19 protein-coding genes are annotated in these 18,667 nt (G+C 47.2%); 13 read left to right on the forward strand and 6 right to left on the reverse strand.

The annotated features are described in order from the left end of the window. Positions 1-291: 291 nt before the first annotated feature. On the forward strand, positions 292-738 hold the full coding sequence (locus CLOSYM_RS11215; RefSeq protein ID WP_021642202.1) for a MarR family winged helix-turn-helix transcriptional regulator: 447 nt from the start codon (positions 292-294) through the stop codon (positions 736-738). 2 nt (positions 739-740) lie between these two features. Continuing rightward, entirely contained in the window at positions 741-2,132 is a 1,392-nt protein-coding gene (locus tag CLOSYM_RS11220; protein WP_021642203.1) for an MATE family efflux transporter, read from the forward strand. Between the two features lie 18 nt (positions 2,133-2,150). Here CLOSYM_RS11220 and CLOSYM_RS11225 read toward each other — a convergent pair whose 3' ends face one another. After that, positions 2,151-2,450: a DUF6506 family protein gene (locus CLOSYM_RS11225; RefSeq protein ID WP_021642204.1), complete on the reverse strand. Its 300-nt coding sequence runs from the start codon at positions 2,448-2,450 to the stop codon at positions 2,151-2,153. A 4-nt stretch (positions 2,451-2,454) separates the two neighbouring features. Continuing rightward, positions 2,455-2,883 carry a PPC domain-containing DNA-binding protein gene (locus tag CLOSYM_RS11230; RefSeq protein ID WP_003501033.1) on the reverse strand — a complete coding sequence of 143 codons (429 nt, stop codon included), beginning with the start codon at positions 2,881-2,883 and terminating at the stop codon, positions 2,455-2,457. Positions 2,884-3,164: 281 nt separating this feature from the next. On the opposite strand from CLOSYM_RS11230, the gene CLOSYM_RS11235 reads away from it, so the two are divergent. From CLOSYM_RS11235 to CLOSYM_RS11255, 5 genes are all read left to right on the forward strand, one after another. Continuing rightward, entirely contained in the window at positions 3,165-4,235 is a 1,071-nt protein-coding gene (locus tag CLOSYM_RS11235) for a TAXI family TRAP transporter solute-binding subunit (RefSeq protein ID WP_021642206.1), read from the forward strand. Beyond that, positions 4,216-4,701, forward strand: coding sequence for a DUF1850 domain-containing protein (locus CLOSYM_RS11240; RefSeq protein ID WP_044902371.1), 486 nt, complete (start codon positions 4,216-4,218; stop codon positions 4,699-4,701). The genes CLOSYM_RS11235 and CLOSYM_RS11240 overlap by 20 nt, the downstream gene beginning before the upstream one ends. A 17-nt stretch (positions 4,702-4,718) precedes the next feature. Beyond that, a complete protein-coding gene (locus tag CLOSYM_RS11245) occupies positions 4,719-6,755 on the forward strand; it encodes a TRAP transporter permease (RefSeq protein ID WP_003501028.1) in 2,037 nt (678 codons plus the stop codon). A 133-nt stretch (positions 6,756-6,888) separates the two neighbouring features. After that, a complete protein-coding gene (locus tag CLOSYM_RS11250) occupies positions 6,889-8,658 on the forward strand; it encodes a LytS/YhcK type 5TM receptor domain-containing protein (RefSeq protein WP_021642209.1) in 1,770 nt (589 codons plus the stop codon). Continuing rightward, positions 8,636-9,355, forward strand: coding sequence for a LytR/AlgR family response regulator transcription factor (locus CLOSYM_RS11255; RefSeq protein ID WP_021642210.1), 720 nt, complete (start codon positions 8,636-8,638; stop codon positions 9,353-9,355). The genes CLOSYM_RS11250 and CLOSYM_RS11255 overlap by 23 nt, the downstream gene beginning before the upstream one ends. 113 nt (positions 9,356-9,468) lie before the next feature. Here the strand turns inward: CLOSYM_RS11255 and CLOSYM_RS11260 are convergent, their stop codons facing one another. Further along, positions 9,469-10,332, reverse strand: a complete 864-nt coding sequence (locus CLOSYM_RS11260; protein ID WP_021642211.1) for a nitroreductase family protein — start codon at positions 10,330-10,332, stop codon at positions 9,469-9,471. A 261-nt stretch (positions 10,333-10,593) separates the two neighbouring features. On the opposite strand from CLOSYM_RS11260, the gene CLOSYM_RS11265 reads away from it, so the two are divergent. Further along, complete coding sequence (locus CLOSYM_RS11265) at positions 10,594-11,352, forward strand: helix-turn-helix domain-containing protein (protein ID WP_021642212.1); 759 nt, start codon at positions 10,594-10,596, stop codon at positions 11,350-11,352. Positions 11,353-11,466: 114 nt separating this feature from the next. Here the strand turns inward: CLOSYM_RS11265 and CLOSYM_RS11270 are convergent, their stop codons facing one another. Beyond that, positions 11,467-12,183: a gamma-glutamyl-gamma-aminobutyrate hydrolase family protein gene (locus tag CLOSYM_RS11270; RefSeq protein WP_021642213.1), complete on the reverse strand. Its 717-nt coding sequence runs from the start codon at positions 12,181-12,183 to the stop codon at positions 11,467-11,469. Between the two features lie 80 nt (positions 12,184-12,263). Beyond that, a complete protein-coding gene (locus CLOSYM_RS11275) occupies positions 12,264-12,434 on the reverse strand; it encodes a DUF362 domain-containing protein (protein WP_024739642.1) in 171 nt (56 codons plus the stop codon). 341 nt (positions 12,435-12,775) lie between these two features. Between CLOSYM_RS11275 and CLOSYM_RS11280 the strand changes: the two genes are divergently transcribed. Further along, a complete protein-coding gene (locus CLOSYM_RS11280) occupies positions 12,776-12,976 on the forward strand; it encodes a DUF1858 domain-containing protein (RefSeq protein ID WP_003501008.1) in 201 nt (66 codons plus the stop codon). A gap of 155 nt (positions 12,977-13,131) precedes the next feature. Here CLOSYM_RS11280 and CLOSYM_RS11285 read toward each other — a convergent pair whose 3' ends face one another. After that, positions 13,132-13,875: an adaptor protein MecA gene (locus CLOSYM_RS11285; RefSeq protein ID WP_021642215.1), complete on the reverse strand. Its 744-nt coding sequence runs from the start codon at positions 13,873-13,875 to the stop codon at positions 13,132-13,134. A 334-nt stretch (positions 13,876-14,209) separates the two neighbouring features. On the opposite strand from CLOSYM_RS11285, the gene CLOSYM_RS11290 reads away from it, so the two are divergent. From CLOSYM_RS11290 to CLOSYM_RS11305, 4 genes are all read left to right on the forward strand, one after another. Further along, entirely contained in the window at positions 14,210-15,715 is a 1,506-nt protein-coding gene (locus CLOSYM_RS11290) for a serine/threonine protein kinase (RefSeq protein WP_021642216.1), read from the forward strand. An 8-nt stretch (positions 15,716-15,723) separates the two neighbouring features. Then, positions 15,724-16,323: a hypothetical protein gene (locus CLOSYM_RS11295; RefSeq protein WP_003501003.1), complete on the forward strand. Its 600-nt coding sequence runs from the start codon at positions 15,724-15,726 to the stop codon at positions 16,321-16,323. Positions 16,324-16,392: 69 nt separating this feature from the next. Continuing rightward, on the forward strand, positions 16,393-16,647 hold the full coding sequence (locus tag CLOSYM_RS11300) for a hypothetical protein (protein ID WP_003500989.1): 255 nt from the start codon (positions 16,393-16,395) through the stop codon (positions 16,645-16,647). A gap of 234 nt (positions 16,648-16,881) precedes the next feature. Then, entirely contained in the window at positions 16,882-18,546 is a 1,665-nt protein-coding gene (locus CLOSYM_RS11305) for a glycosyl hydrolase family 18 protein (protein ID WP_009297303.1), read from the forward strand. Positions 18,547-18,667 lie beyond the last annotated feature (121 nt).

Consider the following 18,667-nt stretch of genomic DNA (forward strand, 5'->3'; position numbering starts at 1 on the left):
CTCCAAAGAGTGCAAACGGTCCCCGCAGCAATTCTTTCCGGCCGGATTCCCCCTCACGACACCCTTCAACCGGGGACGGAAGACTCAGCCAGCCCCCCCCACCACACCGGACATGGTCCGTTCCGGACGCGTCCTCCTACCTCAGTTAAATTTAAGTAACAGCGTCCTGTCTGAACTGTTACATTTTGCATAATGCTTTTATAATTGAAGTACAAAAAAAATAGTTGCACACTCAACCATTTGGTGTTAAACTAATAGTTGAGTGTGCAACTATTGTGACGGAGGAAACAGATGATGAGGCAGCCATATCAACTGAATAAGCTGATATCCATTATACATCGGCATGGACAAAGGTTTTTTGACAGGGAGTTATTCGAAGGAGTAAAGAGCGGACAACAGTTTTTTCTGGTTCGAATCTATGAGAATCAGGGAATCAGCATGCAGGAATTGGCGGGACTGGGATACTTCGACAAGGGGACGGTGACCCGGGCAGTCCAGCAGCTGATCGATAAGGAGTACATAATAAAAGAAACGGATGCGAAAGACAGGAGGCTCTGTCATTTATATACCACTCCGAAAGCCCTGCCGCAAGTGGAGGAAGTTTACGAGGTCGGGAGACACTGGAATGAGATATTAATGGATGGTTTAACGGAGCAGGAGAAGGAACAGGCGGCAAAACTGCTTGGGAAAATGGCTGACAATGCTTATCAATCAATAAAAAATAAGAAGGTGTATTAATATTGGAACAATTTACAGTAAGAAAAGAAAACCCGCTGGAGTATAAGCCCATCGGTCTGCTTCTGGTGGAATTTGCGGTACCGGCGACCATAGCGGTTCTGGTAAATGCGGTTTATAACATTGTAGATCAGATTTTTATCGGCCAGGGAGTCGGTTACCTGGGAAATGCGGCTACCACCGTATCCTTCCCTGTCATGACAATCGTTATGGCCTTTGCCACCTTAATCGGGTCGGGCGGAAGCGCTTATGCGGCAATTAAACTGGGGCAGCGGCAGGAGGGGGAGGCTGAAGATGTCCTGAATAATATGTTTATCATTGGGCTTTTATCCGGCATTTTGATTTCGGCAGCGGGGCTGATATTTTTAGATCCGCTGCTGCGGCTTTTTGGCGCGACGGATACGATTATGCCCTACGCCAGGGATTACGCCTCCATTATTCTGGCGGGAGTTCCGGCCAGCATATTGGGACCGTGTCTTTCAAACATGGCAAGGACGGACGGACAGCCGAGGCTGTCCATGTACGGAGTACTGATTGGCGCAGTTCTTAACACAATACTCGATCCGGTCTACATATTTATCTTCCACTGGGGCGTAAAGGGAGCGGCGATTGCCACCGTTACATCACAGCTTATCTCAGCCGCGGTTCTGGCATGGTATTTTATCAGAAAAGGTTCAATACGCCTGAAGCTCAGTAAGATGAAAATCGTTCCGCGTGTGGCAGGACGAATCGTTACTCTGGGAATGTCTTCAGGTGTGACACAATTAGTGGCCTGCCTGATGCAGATTGTCATGAATAATTCACTTGTTCTTTACGGTAATCAGGTATCTACCGGAGGGGATGTTGCTCTAAGCGCGATGGGAATTATAATGAAGCTGGCAATGATACTCGCCTCCATCTGTATTGGTATCGGAATCGGTTCTCAGGCTATCTGGGGATATAATTACGGAGCCGGACATTATCACAGAATAAAGAAATTGTTAAAATGCGCGATGACGGCAGCCACAGTTTCCGTAGTAATCGGCTGGCTGGTATGCCAACTGTTTCCAAGACAGATTATACAGTTGTTTGGCGGAGGTAATGAGATTTTCATGGAGTTTGCAGTGAAATGCATGCGGGTATATCTCGGAGGTATTTTCTGCGCAGGATTTCAGATTGTAGCGACAAATTATTTCCAGGCCACGGGACAGCCGCTGAAAGCAACGGTTTTATCCATGCTGCGCCAGCTTCTTCTGCTTGTCCCGCTGATACTGATACTGCCTCTCTTTTTCGGCCTGGATGGGATACTTTATGCAGGACCGGCCGCCGATGTCGGCTCTGCCCTGGTAGTTGCCTGCTTCATTGTACCGGAAGTTAAGAAACTGAACAGGCATGTTGCGGAAGAAAAAAATTACTAAATAGAAAAAGAATCATGCTCAGTGTCCGAAAAAGGCATCAAACAGCTGATTCTGCTCCGGATTGTGTACTACGTAACCGATTGCAATTTTATTATGGGTAAGTTCAATAAGCTGCTGCGCTTTTTCCGGGCCGAAGGCCCCGCACAGCTCGACTGCCCCGAACCCCTCTTTCTCCAGTTCCTTAAGCTTCGAGCAAGCCTCTTCGAAGCTGCGGACTGTGTAGATATGGGTGGACATTGTCTCTTTCTCAAAAGATGCCTGATGTACATCAGGATTATAAGCGTCACTCATAAGAATAAAAGCAAATTTTTTCTTCATGCTCTTAAACCTCCCCGAAGTTCAATAAATTCAAACCTACTTCTTCATCAAAACGGCGATCGACGCTGCCGTCTATTATAGTTATGACCATCTCACAGGTTGCACTCACGACAGCCCTGTTCAGATGACCGCCGAACACTTCTCCTTTTTCATTGCCGGCGCTCATATGGATATGGGTGTAAAAACAGCCGTCCATCGTATTTATGGTTCCGGTCAAAGATACAATCTCAAAATTTCCTTTGAAATCATTCGAATCATACTTCTTTTCCAGCGTTTTAAACACCCCGGCCGTGAAATCATTGATAGCGCCGAGAGCGGTAACCTCGGCTAATCTGATATCCTCTTTTAATGATATTTCTTTAATCTTTTCCAGTATCTCTTCGCCTTTATCAATCCTCGCTATTATTTTATTACCGAATCGTCTGTAGTCCATATTTTTCCCTCCGAAAATGTTGATATGATTTAAAAGCTGCGTTTAATTGAATTTTAGTATCTGCCGGCTTAAAAGTCAAATGCTATGAAAGCATTAAAAAAGGAAATTAAAATCGGCTTTTTTATGCTGCTTTTCATACACGGATTTCGACGTTTTAAACGCTGTTTTGGGCAGTTTGCACAAGGTCTATTGACCATGGTGTTAAGAAAATGTAAAATTAGCTCATAATTATTAAATAATTATAAAAAGACAGTAAACAAATAAGAAAGAGGGTAAGGAGTATGAAAAAAACAATGAAAGCAATCGTGGCATGCATTACCTGTTTGACAATGGCGGCGTCACTGACGGCCTGCTCGGGAGATTCGGGGACTTCCGGTTCAGGCAGCACGGCAGCACCGGCACCGGCGGCGGAGTCCCAGGAAGGCGAAGGGGAGGGTGTTCAGGCGCCTTCTGTGGATATAGACAGAGCCACGGAATTTGTAACCATTGCAACCGGTCCTACCAGCGGAATTTATTATCCGATTGGCGGAGCTTTCGCGACGGTGCTCGGCAATGCGGGGTACAAGACCTCCGCGCAGGCGACGGGAGCTTCGGTTGAGAATATTAACCTGATTACCGCAGGTGAGGCGGAGCTTGCAATTGCAATGCAGGATTCCGTCATGCAGGCGTATGAGGGATTCGGCGCTTTTGAAACGCCAAATACGGAACTGCGCGCGGCTATGCGCCTGTGGCCGAATTACGTTCAGCTTGTAACGACGGCAAACACAGGAATCAAGAGCGTAGAGGATCTGAAAGGGAAACGTGTCGGAGTCGGCGCTCCCAACTCAGGAGTAGAATTAAATGCCCGCATGATTTATGAGGCATACGGAATGACCTATGAAGACAGCGAGGTTGACTATTTATCTTACGGTGAGGCCATCGACCAGATGAAAAACGGACAGTGCGACGCCGCTTTTGTTACATCGGGACTTCCAAACTCTACGGTCAGTGAGCTGGCGTTCAGCTATGATATGGTAATCGTACCGATTGACGGAGACGGAAGAGATAACCTGATTAATAAATACCCGTTCTTTGCGGCCAGCATAATCCCCGCCGATACTTATAATAATGAGGAGGATGTGGAGAGCGTTTTTGTATATAACATTATGCTGGTCAACAAAGACCTTTCCAATGATATGGTATATGACATGATGGACTGTATCTTCAATGATATCGGCAGCATTAAAGCCTCCCATAACACAGCCGATCAGAATATCGACGTGACCTTCGGTGTAGATGACGTTAAGATTCCACTCCACGACGGCGCCGCTAAATGGTGGCAGGATCATGGATATGATACGCCGCAGAACTAAGCTATTATTAACCGCAGCTTTTCTGCTGATTCTTTCAGCTTTGTTTGTTGTTTCTGCCGCAGCGTTCCGGCTGCGGCAGAGAGAATACCTGGTCATCAGGAACCAGGAGTCGGGAGACACTTATGTGAGAGTGCCGGTGGAGACCGGAGATGAACTGACCTTTGGGTGGGAGCACTCTTTTGAGCATATCCCGTGGAATGAATATTATGAGATTGAAGAAGACGGAAGCTTTCTTCTGCATACGATTTCGGTAGCCGGGTTCGGCGCGGGTATTCCTGCGGAAATGGACTGTACCTACCGCTATGAGGATGGACTCATTTACATGGACGATATAGAGAGCGAATTTCCTCAGTTTAACTGGATTAATTCGCAGACGGCATTAAAAGAGATAGGATTAAACGGCCGCCTTTTGATCCGGGGCAGTGATATGCCCCATCATCAGAAAATCGTACTTTGTATTGAATAGGGCAAGGAGGATATGAAATGGTCTGGAAGAAGAAAACGGCGGATACAGCCGTACCGGAGGAGAATGCTGAGGCAGCAGCCGGGGAAGACAGGGATAAAGAGATAACGGAGGCCGACAAGCAGGAACTCCTTGAGAAATTTGATAAAGAAAGTAAGACGCGTACCTTTGTATCACCGGCGGTTGCCATGGCATATAAGATATTCGCAATTCTGGTTACGCTGTATCATCTTGTGTTTGCATCCGGTTTCTGGATGCCTGAGACACTGAAGCACCGGTCACTTCATGTGTCTATGATTCTTATACTGGCTTTTGCCATGTATCCCGCAACAAAAAAGGCAAGCCGGAAAATAATTGCCTGGTATGATTATATCCTGATAGCACTCTCGGCCGCTGTACCGCTGTACATGTGGCTTGATTATTTCAACATCATCAATCGGGCCGGAAAGCCCAACTCCATGGATGTTATAATCGGAACGCTGCTTACGCTGCTGGTGCTGGAAGCAACGAGGCGGGTGTGCGGCATGGCGCTTCCTATTTTAGGCGTAATTTTTATTTTATACAGCCTGATGGGAACAAAGCAGGGCCTGATACCGGTTAATATTCCCGGCATATTCCTCCACAGGGGATATACGTGGCAGAAGCTGATGAGCCACTTCTTTGCCAATACAGAGGGAATATACGGCTCATCTGTCAATGTTGCGTCAACGTACATATTCCTGTTTATCGCATTCGGCGAGATTATGAACAAGTGCGGCATGGGTAAATTCTTTAATGATATTGCCAACGCGCTGGCAGGAGGAAGCAAAGGCGGGCCTGCAAAGGTGGCCGTTGTGGCCTCCGGACTACTTGGAATGATTAACGGCGCTGCCGTTGCGGTCGTCGTGACAACGGGTTCCTTTACCATTCCGCTGATGAAAAAGACGGGCTACGACAACGAATTTTCAGGAGCCATTGTGGCCACCGGCTCTGTCGGCGGACAGCTCATGCCGCCGGTTATGGGCGCGGCCGCCTTCATCATGGCAGAGACTCTGGGCATAAAGTACAGTACGCTGCTGGTATCGGCCATTATTCCTGCCGTAATCTACTATATGGGAATCCTGCTTCAGATTCAGATGCGTGCGGAGAAAATGGGAATGCAGGGTACGCCGAAAGACCAGCTCCCGAAAGTCGGGGAAGTAATGAAGGAGTACGGCCATCTCGCCATACCGCTCGTCTTCCTGATCTATATGCTGTTCTTCAGCGGGAAAACGGTTATTATGGCCGCATTTTACACAATTCTGTTTACAATCGTCGTTGCACAGCTCCGCCCGAATACCAGGATGAGCCTGAACGATATTATTGATGCTATGGTAGCCAGCGCCAAATCGACTGTCTCGGTTGCCATTGCCTGCGCCTGCGTCGGAATTATCGTAGGAGTTTGCAGTATCACCGGTTTTGCACTCAACATGGCAAGTACGATTATTCAAATCGGCGGACAGAGCCTGATGTTCACATTGATGTTTACAATGGTAACGTGTATGATTCTCGGTATGGGACTTCCGAGTATCCCGTCCTATATCATCACATCCACGATTGCGGCTCCGGCACTTGTGACACTGGGGATCCCCCCGATCGCGGCCCATATGTTCTGCTTCTATTTTGCAATGTTTGCAAACCTGACGCCTCCGGTTGCCCTGGCAGCCTTTGCCGCGGCAGGAATAGCGGGAGGAAGCCCGATGAAGACCGGATGGGCGTCGGTCAAACTGGCCCTGGCCGGCTTTATTCTGCCTTATATGTTTGTTTATAATACGGAGCTTCTGCTTCTCGATACTCCGATTGCCAAAGGAATTCAGGTGGCGATTACCGCTGCCATCGGCGTATTCCTGATCAGTGTGGCAGTAGAGGGATTCCTGTTTCGAAAGGTCAATGCCGTCTTGCGTATTCTCTGTTTTGCCGGCGCCTATCTGTTAATTGACAGCGGCCTGATTACCGATATTATCGGTATTGCAATCTGCGTTGGAATAGTTTTATTACAGAAGACAATGGCAAAAAAACATGGTACAATAGTTACGTAAAAAACCGGCATAAAGGGATGCTGCGGAGCTGCACGGAAGCCGCAGTATCCTTTTTATCATTGAAGGCGGTGATCTGTGCGCGCAGCGTGCCGGTTATCGTTAATCGGATAGCGCCGGGAATGGGGGAATCAGTATGGTTTATGACGTTATTATGAGTATCTGTATGAACATCTCTCTGCTCATTGTTCTGGCCCTTATGCTGACTAAGATAGAATTTGTCAAGGTGCTTCTTTTGAACGGGGAAGAGGAGGAACGCAACGATCGCAAAACCGGAACCAGAAAAGTCCGTAACCAGCTTGTATTGGGAGGCATTTTCGGAATATTCTGTGTTATTTCCGACTATATAGGAATCCAGGTGGAAGGGGCGCTTCCCAATACCCGCGTAATCGGGGTGCTGTCAGCCGGGTTTCTGGGAGGGCCCGTATCGGGAATGACGACGGCCGTCATTGCCTCTATACACCGGTACCTTATATTTCCGGAGCGTATCAGTACCCTGGCCTGCGTTTTGGCGGCTATACTCCATGGGGTGATCGGCTCCTGGATTGGATATGCAAAAAAGGACAACAGGCAGTATTCCAACTGGTTCCTTCTTGTCAGCACTTTTGTGGCCGAAGCGATCCATATGATACTGATACTGATTTTAACGAGACCGTTTAACGAGGCGCTTGTAATTGTGAAGATTGTGCTGGTGCCGATGGTTATCATTAATTCGGTCGGTATGGTCATCTTTTTCAGCGTGTTTAAATCCATATTCAATAATGAAGACCTGAAGGTAGCGGTTAATGTATCCCTGGCGCTCAGAACAGCGGAGCGGTGCGCTCCTTATCTCGGTGATGCCGAGACGAACAGGGAAAGCATGCAGAAAATAATCGATATTGTCATGTCTGAGCATAAATGCGTGGGTGTGGCGGTGATCAGGGAGTATGAATTTCTGGGACGGAGCAGCGCCTTCGATTCGATTATACTGGATAAAACCTCCTATCCCCGTCTGTTGGCAGCCACGAAGACTTACAGAACCACGAGAATCAGCAGGGTTCCATTGCCGGAGGATGCTTTTTATCCTCTCTATGAGAAAAATGTGATTATTTCCGCCCCAATTGTCCGAAGCGGGGAGGAAGTTCTTTCTTTTGTCATGCTGGCCAGGAAGAATGCATATTCCTACCGTGCGGATATTGAATTTGGAACGGGTATCGCTAATTATTTCGCAACCCAGTTAAAGCTGGTGGACATGGAAAAACAGAAAGAACATCTGAGGAAAGCGGAGATTAAGGCACTCCAGTCGCAGATTAACCCTCATTTTCTTTTTAATGCGTTAAATACAATCTCCTGTTTCTGCCGGGAAAAGCCGGAGAAGGCGAGAGAGCTTTTGATGGCACTCAGCTCCTACTTCCGCAATATGCTGGACGACATTGACAGCAGCGTGACACTGGAGACGGAGTTAGAACATGTAAAAGCCTATCTGATGCTGGAGGAGGCGCGGTTTGAGGAGCATCTGAAGATTCGAATCGAAGCGGAGCCGGAGGATCTGACCTGCCGCGTACCGAATCTTATCCTGCAGCCGATTGTAGAGAATGCAGTGCGCCACGGCGCGATGAAGAGGGATAAGGGGCAGGTGACAATCCGTATAAAAAAAGAAGAAAAATCGACGATGATTGATGTGATAGACAATGGTCCCGGAATGGATAAGGAAATAGTAGACCGGCTTTATGAAAACGGCAGTTCTCAGCTCCCTCATCAAAATGAAGGGCATGGAATCGGCATGCTGAATGTGCAGCGGAGGCTGACGGGTATATTCGGAAAAGGAGCCGGTCTTCAGATTATTTCGGGAGGGTCAGGAACTATTGTGCGAATGATTATTCCAAACCAGAAAGAGAGGACAGATGAGGATTGCGGTAGTAGATGACGAACGCCCTGCAAGAAGTGAACTGGTATATCTGATCAGGCAGTGCAGTCCGTCGGCGGAAATCACGGAGGCCGACAGCAGCGACAGGCTGATGGAGCTTCTGAATACGAAAGTATTTGACGTCTGCTTTGTGGATATCGATCTTGGGAGAGCAAACGGAACAACGCTGGCATCGATGATAAAAAGCAAGGTTCCCGAGGCGCAGATTATTTTTGCCACGGCTTACCGGGAATATGCGGTAAAAGCATTTGAGCTGGGAGCAGCAGATTATCTGCTTAAACCATTTGATTTGGACAGGGTAAAAAAGACGATGGGCAGGCTGGAGGAGAAGAGAGCCGAGGCGGCAGGCGCGCGGGAAATGGCGATTAATAAAATCATGGTCAATGCCGGAGCCAGCTTTCAGGTTCTCGATGTATCGGATATTATATATATTGAGACGGAAAAACGCTCCTGCCGGATTCATACGGCTAAAAAGTCGTATCTTCAGAATGAGTCTCTGAATTATTATGAGACGAGGCTGAAAAACTGCCGGTTTTTCAGAATACATAAAAGTTATCTGGTGAATCTGGATTATGTTCTTGAGATGGTGCCGGCATTTAATAACGGTTACAGCCTTAAGATGAAATATCATGAGAAGGTGTTACTTCCGATTGGAAGGACACAGGTGAGGGAATTCCGGCAATTATTTGCCAGGTAATATGTATGCCACGGAAAAACGCCCTGCAGAGAATTATGTTCCCTGCAGGGCGTTTTGGGCTATTGTTCACACGGTTGTATCCCGCGAGGCGTTTGATATTAACGCCGGATTTATCAGGTGGTATAATATCCGTCAATCCGCGCGCCTTCAGGCAATTCGAAGACATCTTCAGGAACCCCCATGATCCAGCCGCTCTCGGAACTGTGATGGTTTTCCATCGCACCGGCGAAGTGGAGCATCGCGATTCCGGCATTCAGGCGCGTATCGTCAGGTGTGGTCAGTTCATCGGGAAGAGTGACAAACAGTATCCTGTTTCCGTCCATAATAAAGCGGTAGGACTGCAGGTTTAAGTAGGACGGGGCGCAGCAGGCGGCAATGAAGGCCTGGTACAGGCTGCTGTTGAGGGGGAGTGAGGATATCTCCGCGCTCTCACCCCAGTTTTTTGTGTATACGGCATGGTCGACAGACAGTTTTGGAGCAACGAAGCCGGTACGTTTTTTTATGGTTACATCAGAGATACTTTTGATGTCCAGTCTGGAGGAGGGCAGCATGACAGTGGCATTGCCGAAGGCAATCAATGCACATGGTTCCATATTTTCCGGAAGGCTAAGGCGCTTTTTCGTCTCGGTACTGTCTCCGACGGTGATCCAGCAGGACTCCAGTTCCAGTTCCGTCAGTTTCATGACGAGATCCTCACCGATATAGCCTGCATTTTCCAGATAATGATCCATCTTCGGGGAGGAGATGAGAAGATAATGGGGCGCCTCGATCATAAAATTATGGTATCCGGCACAGCCTGAAAGGATTGACTGGGTCTCCGGTCCCAAAAGTTCAATTGTAACCGGAATATCCTCTATCAGTTTCCTGCACTGCAGAAAATAGTCCTGAAGTTCTTCGAGCTGGCGTTCTAAAACCGGTTTTTTCTTAAAACTCCTTGTAGATTCACGTTTAATTGCAAGATTGTAATAATCCATCATAAAGCCACCTTTCTAAAATTTTTCCTGTAAGAGATTCTTTAACACAGATGTATATGGAATCTGCTTATACTGAAATTCTACCATTTATCTGGGGTAATTGTCAAACATAAACAATTGTTTTCTATCAATAGACAGAAATTGCCTGTTCAAATAAGAAAAAACATATGTTAAAATTTTTCCCTGATATTCATATTCCTTCTGAACCCGGCATATAGTAATAGTAAGCTACGAAATATTGTGGACTAAAGGAGAGGATTTATTATGGCTGAGATACATTATCTGATTTCAGATGCGTCGAAAAAAGTGGATGTAGAAGCACATGTGCTGCGTTACTGGGAGGAAGAACTGGAACTTCCAATTCCCAGGAATGATATGGGACACCGATATTATACGGATTTTCATATCCGTCTTTTTAAACAGGTAAAAGTGCTGAAGGAAAAGGGATATCAGTTGAAAGCGATTAAAACTGCGCTGGCAAAATCCCTTCAGGACGGTAAGGTGATTATTCCCAGTGAGGTCCTGGAAGAGGATGTAATTGCCGCATTGAAAGAAACAGGTATAGGAGAGCAGGACATGAAAGAGCAGAAAGGGAATGAAAACAAGAACGGCGAAAAACGGGCAGATGAAAAAGTAAAGGATGGACAAGCATGTGAGGGCGGTGGAGAGGCCGGACTTACGGCTCTCGATAAGGACAGTGTGGAGGCATTGCTGGCCGGAGAGAAGATGGAGCAGTTTCAGAAGGTAATGAACCATATAATTGGACGGGCTATGGAAGAGAACAGCGAAAAACTGAGCCAGGATATCAGTTATCTGGTGCATGATAAGCTGATGAAAGAGATGGAATATCTGATGCGGGTTTCTGATGAGAGGGAAGAGGAGCGGTTTAAGCAGCTGGACGAAGTGATCCGTGCCTATCAGAGGGACAACCAGGGCAGGGCGGAGGCGGCGGCCTCAGTCACCGGCTTTCCGTTTTTCCGCTTTAAAAAGAAAAAATTCGGCCGAAACGGAAACAAGCTTTGACTTGTTTCTGCTGCGGCCGATTATTGAAGGCGGTGACCTGTGCGTGCGGCGTACAGGTTATCGTTGGAGCGCACTGTAAAACTCCGCTGTAACCTCTGAAGCGGAGTTTTGCTGTCAGGCTTTCCGGCAGGCCTTTATAAAAGCGGAGAAAAGACGGTCGGCATGTGAATACTTTCCGGCCAGCTGCTCGGGATGCCACTGGACCCCGAGCAGAAACGGATGTCCGGGCTGTTCCACCGCTTCGATGATGCCGTCCGAAGCGCGGCCGCAGACCGTCAGGCAGGGGGCGACATTGCGGATGGCCTGATGATGAAGGCTGTTGACCTCCAGCGAGAGGGATTCCGATATCTGCGCCAGCCGGGACCCGGTTTCGACCGCTACCCTGTGGGCCGGATGCGTTGCGTTAAACGGCTGCCGGTGGGCAATCGGAACGCGTCCTGAAAGCTGTGAAAAAATGTCCTGGTAGATATCTCCGCCAAGGGCGATATTAATGAGCTGGGCTCCCCGGCAGATGCCAAGAACCGGCTTTTTCCTTTCGTAAACCTGGGAAAGCAGCAGCAGCTCAGAGGAGTCACGCAGCGGTGAAAAATCTCCGCAGCCGGCCAGTGTCTCTTCACCAAATAGAAACGGATGTACATCGGGGCCTCCGCTGAACAGGAAACCATCCAGCGTATCGGCCAGTTGGCCGGCCTCTTCTTCATCCAGTGTGAGAGGGAGAACCAGCGGTATAGCTCCATTTTTTCTTATGGCATCGATATAGAAATGTCCCATTTTCAAATCATCTGTTAATAAATCATGGGAGGCCGTCAGGCCGATAACCGGTTTATTCATATTAATACCTCATCTTTTTATAAACATAAAAAGACTGTCATCTCTGACAGCCTCTTATGTATCTTAAGCGTTCCGCTTAATTATTCCTGTTCGATAGCGCCTGTTGGACATGTGCCAGCACAGGAACCGCAGTCGATGCAAGTATTTGCATCAATTTCGTATTTGCCATCTCCCTGAGAAATAGCGCCCACTGGACAGTCTCCAGCACAAGCGCCGCAGCTTACACATGAGTCAGTAATTACATATGCCATGATTAAGTACCTCCTTTAGATTTTGACGTTTGCGTTTATTTTATACTATTACTGCAAATTATTCAAGAAGAAATTACTGTATTTTATGTTTAAAAATTGAAGCAAAGTACAAAATATAGAGTACAGGCAATTTTTGTTACTCACAGCCCGCCTAAAAGGTAACAGTTCAGACAGCATGAACTTTACGGCATCCGGCTAATTAAAGTGCTGCTCAGAGGAATAACAATTTTATTTCTTGCCAAGTCTAAGGAAAAGTATTATAGTATGGATATATGTAACGGTTTAGCAGGATACATTCCGCAAGGTGTTACGGATATATTACAAAAGGAGGTTAATGGAATATGCAGGTTAGTAAAGATATGTTAATCGGCCAGCTTCTGATGGTAGATGAGGGCGTCGCTCCGATTCTGATGGGTGCGGGCATGCATTGTCTGGGCTGTCCTTCCGCACAGGGAGAATCTCTGGAAGAGGCATGCTTTGTTCATGGAATTCAGGTTGATACGGTAGTTAATGCCATTAATGAATACCTGGCCGCTAAATAGCAGCAGGAATTGAACGATAAAAAGACTTCCGCCGCGGGACGAGTTCCCGATTCAGGCGGAAGTCTTTTTTACATCATAGGAAAGTACCTATGACATAAAAACCGCTCCGCAAAGCGTGCAGGTTATCGTTTCCTCCGGGCCGGGCGGGTATGGCATTACAGCTGCGAGAGTGTCTGTAATGCGCGATCTCTTACGATGACCTCATAATGTTCCTTATAGTAGGCTTCAGCAGCCGGGTCTGTCTTCAGAGCGCTGCCGTATTCCGACAGGAGATTGCAGATCCGCTTGAAGGAATCACTGCCTGTCTCAGGTTCTCTGACAATCAGATAATAACGGAGGTTTTTCGGGTTTTTATAAAGTGAATTGGGCCCGTCAAACACTTGTCCAGCTATCCTGGCGGCGTCACACACCTGATCCAGGCTATCGAATGTAAAAAACCGGACAGAGGGCTGACTGTCGGAGGAGCTGCTTTCCTGATTCTTCAGTCCGGCGGCTCCGGGGGTCGGGGAAGAGGCTGTATCACCGGCTGTCTTCGCAAACAGCTCCAGAAGCCCGTCGGCTCCTTCCAGCAGTTCACTGGCCAGTGAAGACAGGGAATCTTCATCCTCTGCCATTGGAGAAAATTTGGAAAAACGGGTATCCAGTTCTTCCGGATCTTCTATCTTTGTAATGATAAGCATAATACTTTCGTTGGAGAGCGGAATTGCTTCCACCATTAACGGAATATCCTCTGCTTCAAAACCTACTTCGTTGGAGGCCTTCTGAATCATCTCACGGAAAAGTTTTTTTGCTTTTTCGCTGCCATAGGCTAATTCTCCCAGATTCAGGTCGCGTACGCTTAAGTCAAAGCTCGACAGCGTGCAGCGGATCTGGTTTTCATTGATACGTTCGATTTTCATAGGCTCACTTCCTTGTCTTTTCAGGTCTGAGTTTAAAAGCGGGAAACGTTTATTTTCGTTTCTGCGCAGTGTTAAGCCAGCCACTGCCTGCGGCAGCGGATAATTACTTCAGCTTACATATTCAATATACTATATAATATAAGCAATTGGCAATTCATATATGAAAAAAATTTATTAAAATTTATGGAAGCAGAGCTTAAAAAGGGTAAAAACCTGAAATTACCTCGCGGGACATAACCGTGTGAACAGTAACATTTCCGTTCTTAGGATTATAACAATTTTATTTTATCAGTTGAAAAAATGAAAGCAATATATTATAATGAAACTCTGAGAAGTGATATTTCCGAAAGGAGGTGTAGAAGCAGAAAGCACCATATTATTTGGAAAATATCAGATATGTCGGGTGATCGGCAGCGGAAGAAGCGGTACCGTGTTTCTTGCAAAGCATCTCGGGCTGGATGAATTCAGGGCAATTAAGAGAGTGGCAAAAGAGGGCAGCGGTTTCCTCAGGGAGACGGCCGTACTGAGAAATCTGAGACATCCGGGAATCCCGATCATATACGACATGGAAGAGGATTCAATTTTTTACTATCTCATCGAAGAATATCTTGAAGGTGAGTCCTTATATGCTCTGGTCAATCGACAGGGCAGTCTGACAGGGACAAAGCTCATTTCTTTCGGAATGGAACTTTGTCAAATCATGGATTATCTGCATTCGTTTAAACCCAATCCAATTTTGTATTTAGATCTGCAGCCTCATAATATTTTAATTTGCCGGGGAACGCTTAAGTTGATCGATTTTGATCAGGCAGTATCGGTTTCTCATACCGGAAAAACGGAAAAACGCTATGGAACACAAGGCTTTGCAGCCCCGGAACAATACACAGACGAGCCGATGGATGTAAGGACCGACATCTATGCCATCGGCGCCCTCCTTCACTATATGTTTACCGGAAAATCACCGGAGATGCAGGCCATTGTGACGCCGGGAAGAGAACCGGCCGATTTAAAAAGCGCCGGTACGGTAAATTCCGGGTGGGAAGAGAAACTGAGAGCCATTATAGGGCGGTGTCTGCGCCGGCACAAAGAGGAACGTTATGAGAATGTCAGGGAGGTACTTGAGGAGCTTATAGAATTAAAGCAGGGTGTTTTCAATGAAGAGAACATATCACTTCTCAGAATTGCTGTAGCCAGCAGCAGTCACGGCATGGGAGCAACCCATGTGTCTTTAGGCGTGGCGGCTTATCTGACGGGGTACGGAATCAGAAGCCTGTATCAGGAGAAGAATGATTCACGGTCGGTATTGGCAATGGCAGAGTATCTTGAACAGAGCCCGGATCAGTATGGGATATATCATATTGGAGCATGGGAGCTGAAACCGGGATACGGCTGCTGCGTCAGATTGGAACAACCGGTATATAATGCTATCGTCGAGGACTGCGGAACCGGACTCCAGCCGGTTTCGGAGAAGGATTATGATTTACTGATTCTGGTCTGCGGCGGTAAGTGGTGGGAACTGGAAGATTCCATAAGAGCAATACGCCTTCTGGCGCAGAGTAAAAATCTGCGTGTCATTTTTAATCATGTTTCTTCCGAAATGGATATAGTCCTGCCGGAAGATATCACAAAACTTTCATTTTACAGAATGCCCTGGTTTCCGGCGCCGGAAGACAGAAGCTTCGGGAACTTTTTTGAAGAGCTGTCCCGGAAGACGGAGTGCGGGCAAAAACTAGAGAAACTCATCGAGAGCCGTACGGCGGCATTTGGGAAAGGAAGAACGGTACGGGAGCGCATAAAAAGACTTTTTCACTTCCCGTCAAGGGGAGGCGGCAACAGATAAATGAAGATGTGAAGCGCCGGAAACCGGAGCTTATCGGAGTGGCCGGAAGCAGCCCCGGCGTGGGAGTGACCCATTTTACAGTCCTTCTCGGCAACTACATGACAGGAGTAATGGGCAGAAAAACAGCAGTTCTGGAATGGAATACAAGCGGAGCTTTCGGGGAAATACAGGAAATTTATTCGACAAGAACTGTCACAAACAGACAAGATCAGACGTTTATTACCTATGGAGTCTCTTATTACAAAAATGCCGGCAGAAAAGAATTGCTGGAATGTCAGTTGAGGTTTGATACGGTGATCCTGGATTTTGGGACATACAATGGCAAAGTGGAAGAAGAACTTCTGCGATGCGACAGGAAATTTTTTCTGGGTTCCTTCAGCGAGTGGAGACTGAGAGCCTTTTCGGAGCATATATCCGACAAACGGGTAAGGGACTGCGGTTGGGAATATTTTGCGGCTTTTGGGAATAAGGAGACTGCGGGTATGATAAAACGGTTTTTAAAAGTACAAGTCAGCCTTATACCGTGGCTGCCGGATGCATTTGTCATAACGGGAGAAGCAATGGCTTTCTTTGAGAGACTCCTGAAATATAAGCGGGACGGGAACTGATATATCACGATATACTTCCTGAAGGTTTCTGGAAAAGACGACCGTCCCTCAAAATTCGAGGGGATAGCAATGGACGAAAGAGAAAAGAGGCGAATTGAAAAGGAAAGGCGTGAAAAGGAACAGCAGCGTATCTTTGTAGAAGGCCTTAAGAAATACAGGGAGAGGGGGATTCCGATCCTGATTGACGGCAAAGAATGCACACCTGAAGAATATGCAAAATTATTTGAGCTGAAAGAAGACGGCTCCTTTTATATGGGAGACTATATTGGCGCCGATACCGGACTGCTGATGGAAATCCACTTTGACCGGGTTTATTACAAGTAAAACAGGAGGTTAATACGGAAGAAACTGAATTGCCCGATTATAAAGGTTACTGTCCACACCCCGCCAGAAAGCGGCGTGCTGCGAACAATAACACGCCTCGCGGAACAGCACCGTGTGAACAGTAACTTATAAAGAACCGTAAGAAAAAATTCAACAATCCCCGGATAAGGTGTGATATACTAGCTATATTAATGATAGAAATATATAGACATGAATAAAATACCGGAGGATGAGATGAAGAGAAGAAAATCGCCGCTAAAAGCCGTATTTCTGGTCCTTTTGCTGCTGGTGGCATGTGCAGCCGGAGTTTACGGCTATAAACGATATATGCCTACTAATGAAAGAGCCGACCTGAGCCTGATTTACGACAGCCGTGATAATGAAGTCACTGTTTTCCTGAATTATGAAAAACAGAAAATCCGGGGGATTTACGAAGACGGCCAGACTTATCTGCCGGTAGACTGGGTAAATGCCAATCTGAATGAGCGTTTTTACTGGGATAACAGGGAGAAAGTACTGGTGTACGCCCTGCCGGAGGAAGTGGTCACGGCCGACGCCGGGACGACCGGTAGCGGAGGTAAGAACATACTGCTGGAGCGTGGAGATAAAACGTATCTGGCGCTGGGCCTGATTCTGAACTACACGGATGTCAGGATGAATGTCTATGACAGCGGCAGCCATAAACGGATCTATGTATCGAATACCTGGTCACCCGTTGCGGTTGCCACGGTTAAAACGAATGGGAAGCTTCGCGTAAAGGGAGGAGTAAAAAGCCCGATTATTACGGAGCTGGTAAAGGATGAGAGTGTTGTAGTCCTGGAAACGATGGATAATTGGGCCAAGGTTATGACACAGGACGGCCATATCGGCTATATGGCGAACAGGAAACTTGATAATCTTCACGAGGAGACTCCGGTCAGTACATTTACAGAACCTGAATACAAGAGTATATCACTGGACGAAAAAATCAATATGGTCTGGCATCAGGTGACGATTGATGCCGCTAACAATGCAATGGAGGAATTGATTTCCGCAACGGAAGGTGTGAATGTTATTGCCCCGACCTGGTTTACACTGAGTGATAATGAAGGGAATTATGAATCCCTGGCTAGCAGAAGCTACGTGGAGAAGGCTCATGCGATGGGACTTCAGGTCTGGGCGGTAATCGATAATTTCAGCCGTGAAATTACAAAGAATGTTCAGTCGGAGGAACTGCTGTCCAAAACCTCCGTCAGGAAAAAGCTGATTGACAGCCTGATGGATGAAGCCGATACATACGGCTTTGACGGAATCAATCTCGATTTTGAGAGTCTGAAGGAGGAGGCCGGGGTACACTATATACAGTTTATCAGAGAGCTTTCCGTGGCCTGCAGGAAGAAGGGCCTCGTGCTGTCGGTAGACAATTATGTTCCGGCCCCTTATAACCGTTTCTATAACCGCAGAGAGCAGGGAATTGTAGCCGACTATGTAATTATTATGGGCTATGACGAGCATTATGCGGGCGGAGATGCCGGTTCGGTCGCTTCCCTGGGATATGTTGAAAAGGGAATTAAAGATACCCTGGAACTGGTGCCAAAAGAAAAGCTGATTAACGGAGTCCCGTTCTTTACCCGCCTCTGGACAGAAAAAGACGGAAAATTTTCATCCAAGGCCATGGGACTGGGCAACGCGAAAAAGTGGACTGAGGATAATGGCATGCAGCTCACATGGGACGAGACCGTGGGGCAGTATTACGGTGAATGCGATACGTCCGCCGGAAAGAATTATCTTTGGATGGAGGATGCAAAATCTCTGGGACTCAAGATGGATCTGATCAAAAAGTATGATCTGGCCGGTGTTGCAGGCTGGAAGTTAGGTCTGGAGACACCGGATATCTGGGATGTGGTAAGCTGGAAGTAGGATAATACGGCAGCATTTCAGACTGATTTTTAGAAGAGTGGGAGGCCCTGCTGCGGGTTTGTGCGGCAGGGCCTTTTAAATGGGGGGTTAGTTAAGCAGGTGAGGACGCCGCCGGTACGGC

The organism is [Clostridium] symbiosum ATCC 14940 (genome assembly GCF_000466485.1).
In the GTDB taxonomy this organism is placed as follows: domain Bacteria; phylum Bacillota; class Clostridia; order Lachnospirales; family Lachnospiraceae; genus Otoolea; species Otoolea symbiosa.

Bases quoted from the DNA above. Each gene is read 5' to 3' on its own strand.
- CLOSYM_RS11215 (WP_021642202.1), top strand. From the start codon at position 292: ATGATGAGGCAGCCATATCAACTGAATAAGCTGATATCCATTATACAT.
- CLOSYM_RS11225 (WP_021642204.1), bottom strand. From the start codon at position 2,450: ATGAAGAAAAAATTTGCTTTTATTCTTATGAGTGACGCTTATAATCCT.
- CLOSYM_RS11230 (WP_003501033.1), bottom strand. From the start codon at position 2,883: ATGGACTACAGACGATTCGGTAATAAAATAATAGCGAGGATTGATAAA.
- CLOSYM_RS11235 (WP_021642206.1), top strand. From the start codon at position 3,165: ATGAAAAAAACAATGAAAGCAATCGTGGCATGCATTACCTGTTTGACA.
- CLOSYM_RS11240 (WP_044902371.1), top strand. From the start codon at position 4,216: ATGATACGCCGCAGAACTAAGCTATTATTAACCGCAGCTTTTCTGCTG.
- CLOSYM_RS11245 (WP_003501028.1), top strand. From the start codon at position 4,719: ATGGTCTGGAAGAAGAAAACGGCGGATACAGCCGTACCGGAGGAGAAT.
- CLOSYM_RS11250 (WP_021642209.1), top strand. From the start codon at position 6,889: ATGGTTTATGACGTTATTATGAGTATCTGTATGAACATCTCTCTGCTC.
- CLOSYM_RS11255 (WP_021642210.1), top strand. From the start codon at position 8,636: ATGAGGATTGCGGTAGTAGATGACGAACGCCCTGCAAGAAGTGAACTG.
- CLOSYM_RS11260 (WP_021642211.1), bottom strand. From the start codon at position 10,332: ATGATGGATTATTACAATCTTGCAATTAAACGTGAATCTACAAGGAGT.
- CLOSYM_RS11265 (WP_021642212.1), top strand. From the start codon at position 10,594: ATGGCTGAGATACATTATCTGATTTCAGATGCGTCGAAAAAAGTGGAT.
- CLOSYM_RS11270 (WP_021642213.1), bottom strand. From the start codon at position 12,183: ATGAATAAACCGGTTATCGGCCTGACGGCCTCCCATGATTTATTAACA.
- CLOSYM_RS11275 (WP_024739642.1), bottom strand. From the start codon at position 12,434: ATGGCATATGTAATTACTGACTCATGTGTAAGCTGCGGCGCTTGTGCT.
- CLOSYM_RS11280 (WP_003501008.1), top strand. From the start codon at position 12,776: ATGCAGGTTAGTAAAGATATGTTAATCGGCCAGCTTCTGATGGTAGAT.
- CLOSYM_RS11285 (WP_021642215.1), bottom strand. From the start codon at position 13,875: ATGAAAATCGAACGTATCAATGAAAACCAGATCCGCTGCACGCTGTCG.
- CLOSYM_RS11300 (WP_003500989.1), top strand. From the start codon at position 16,393: ATGGACGAAAGAGAAAAGAGGCGAATTGAAAAGGAAAGGCGTGAAAAG.
- CLOSYM_RS11305 (WP_009297303.1), top strand. From the start codon at position 16,882: ATGAAGAGAAGAAAATCGCCGCTAAAAGCCGTATTTCTGGTCCTTTTG.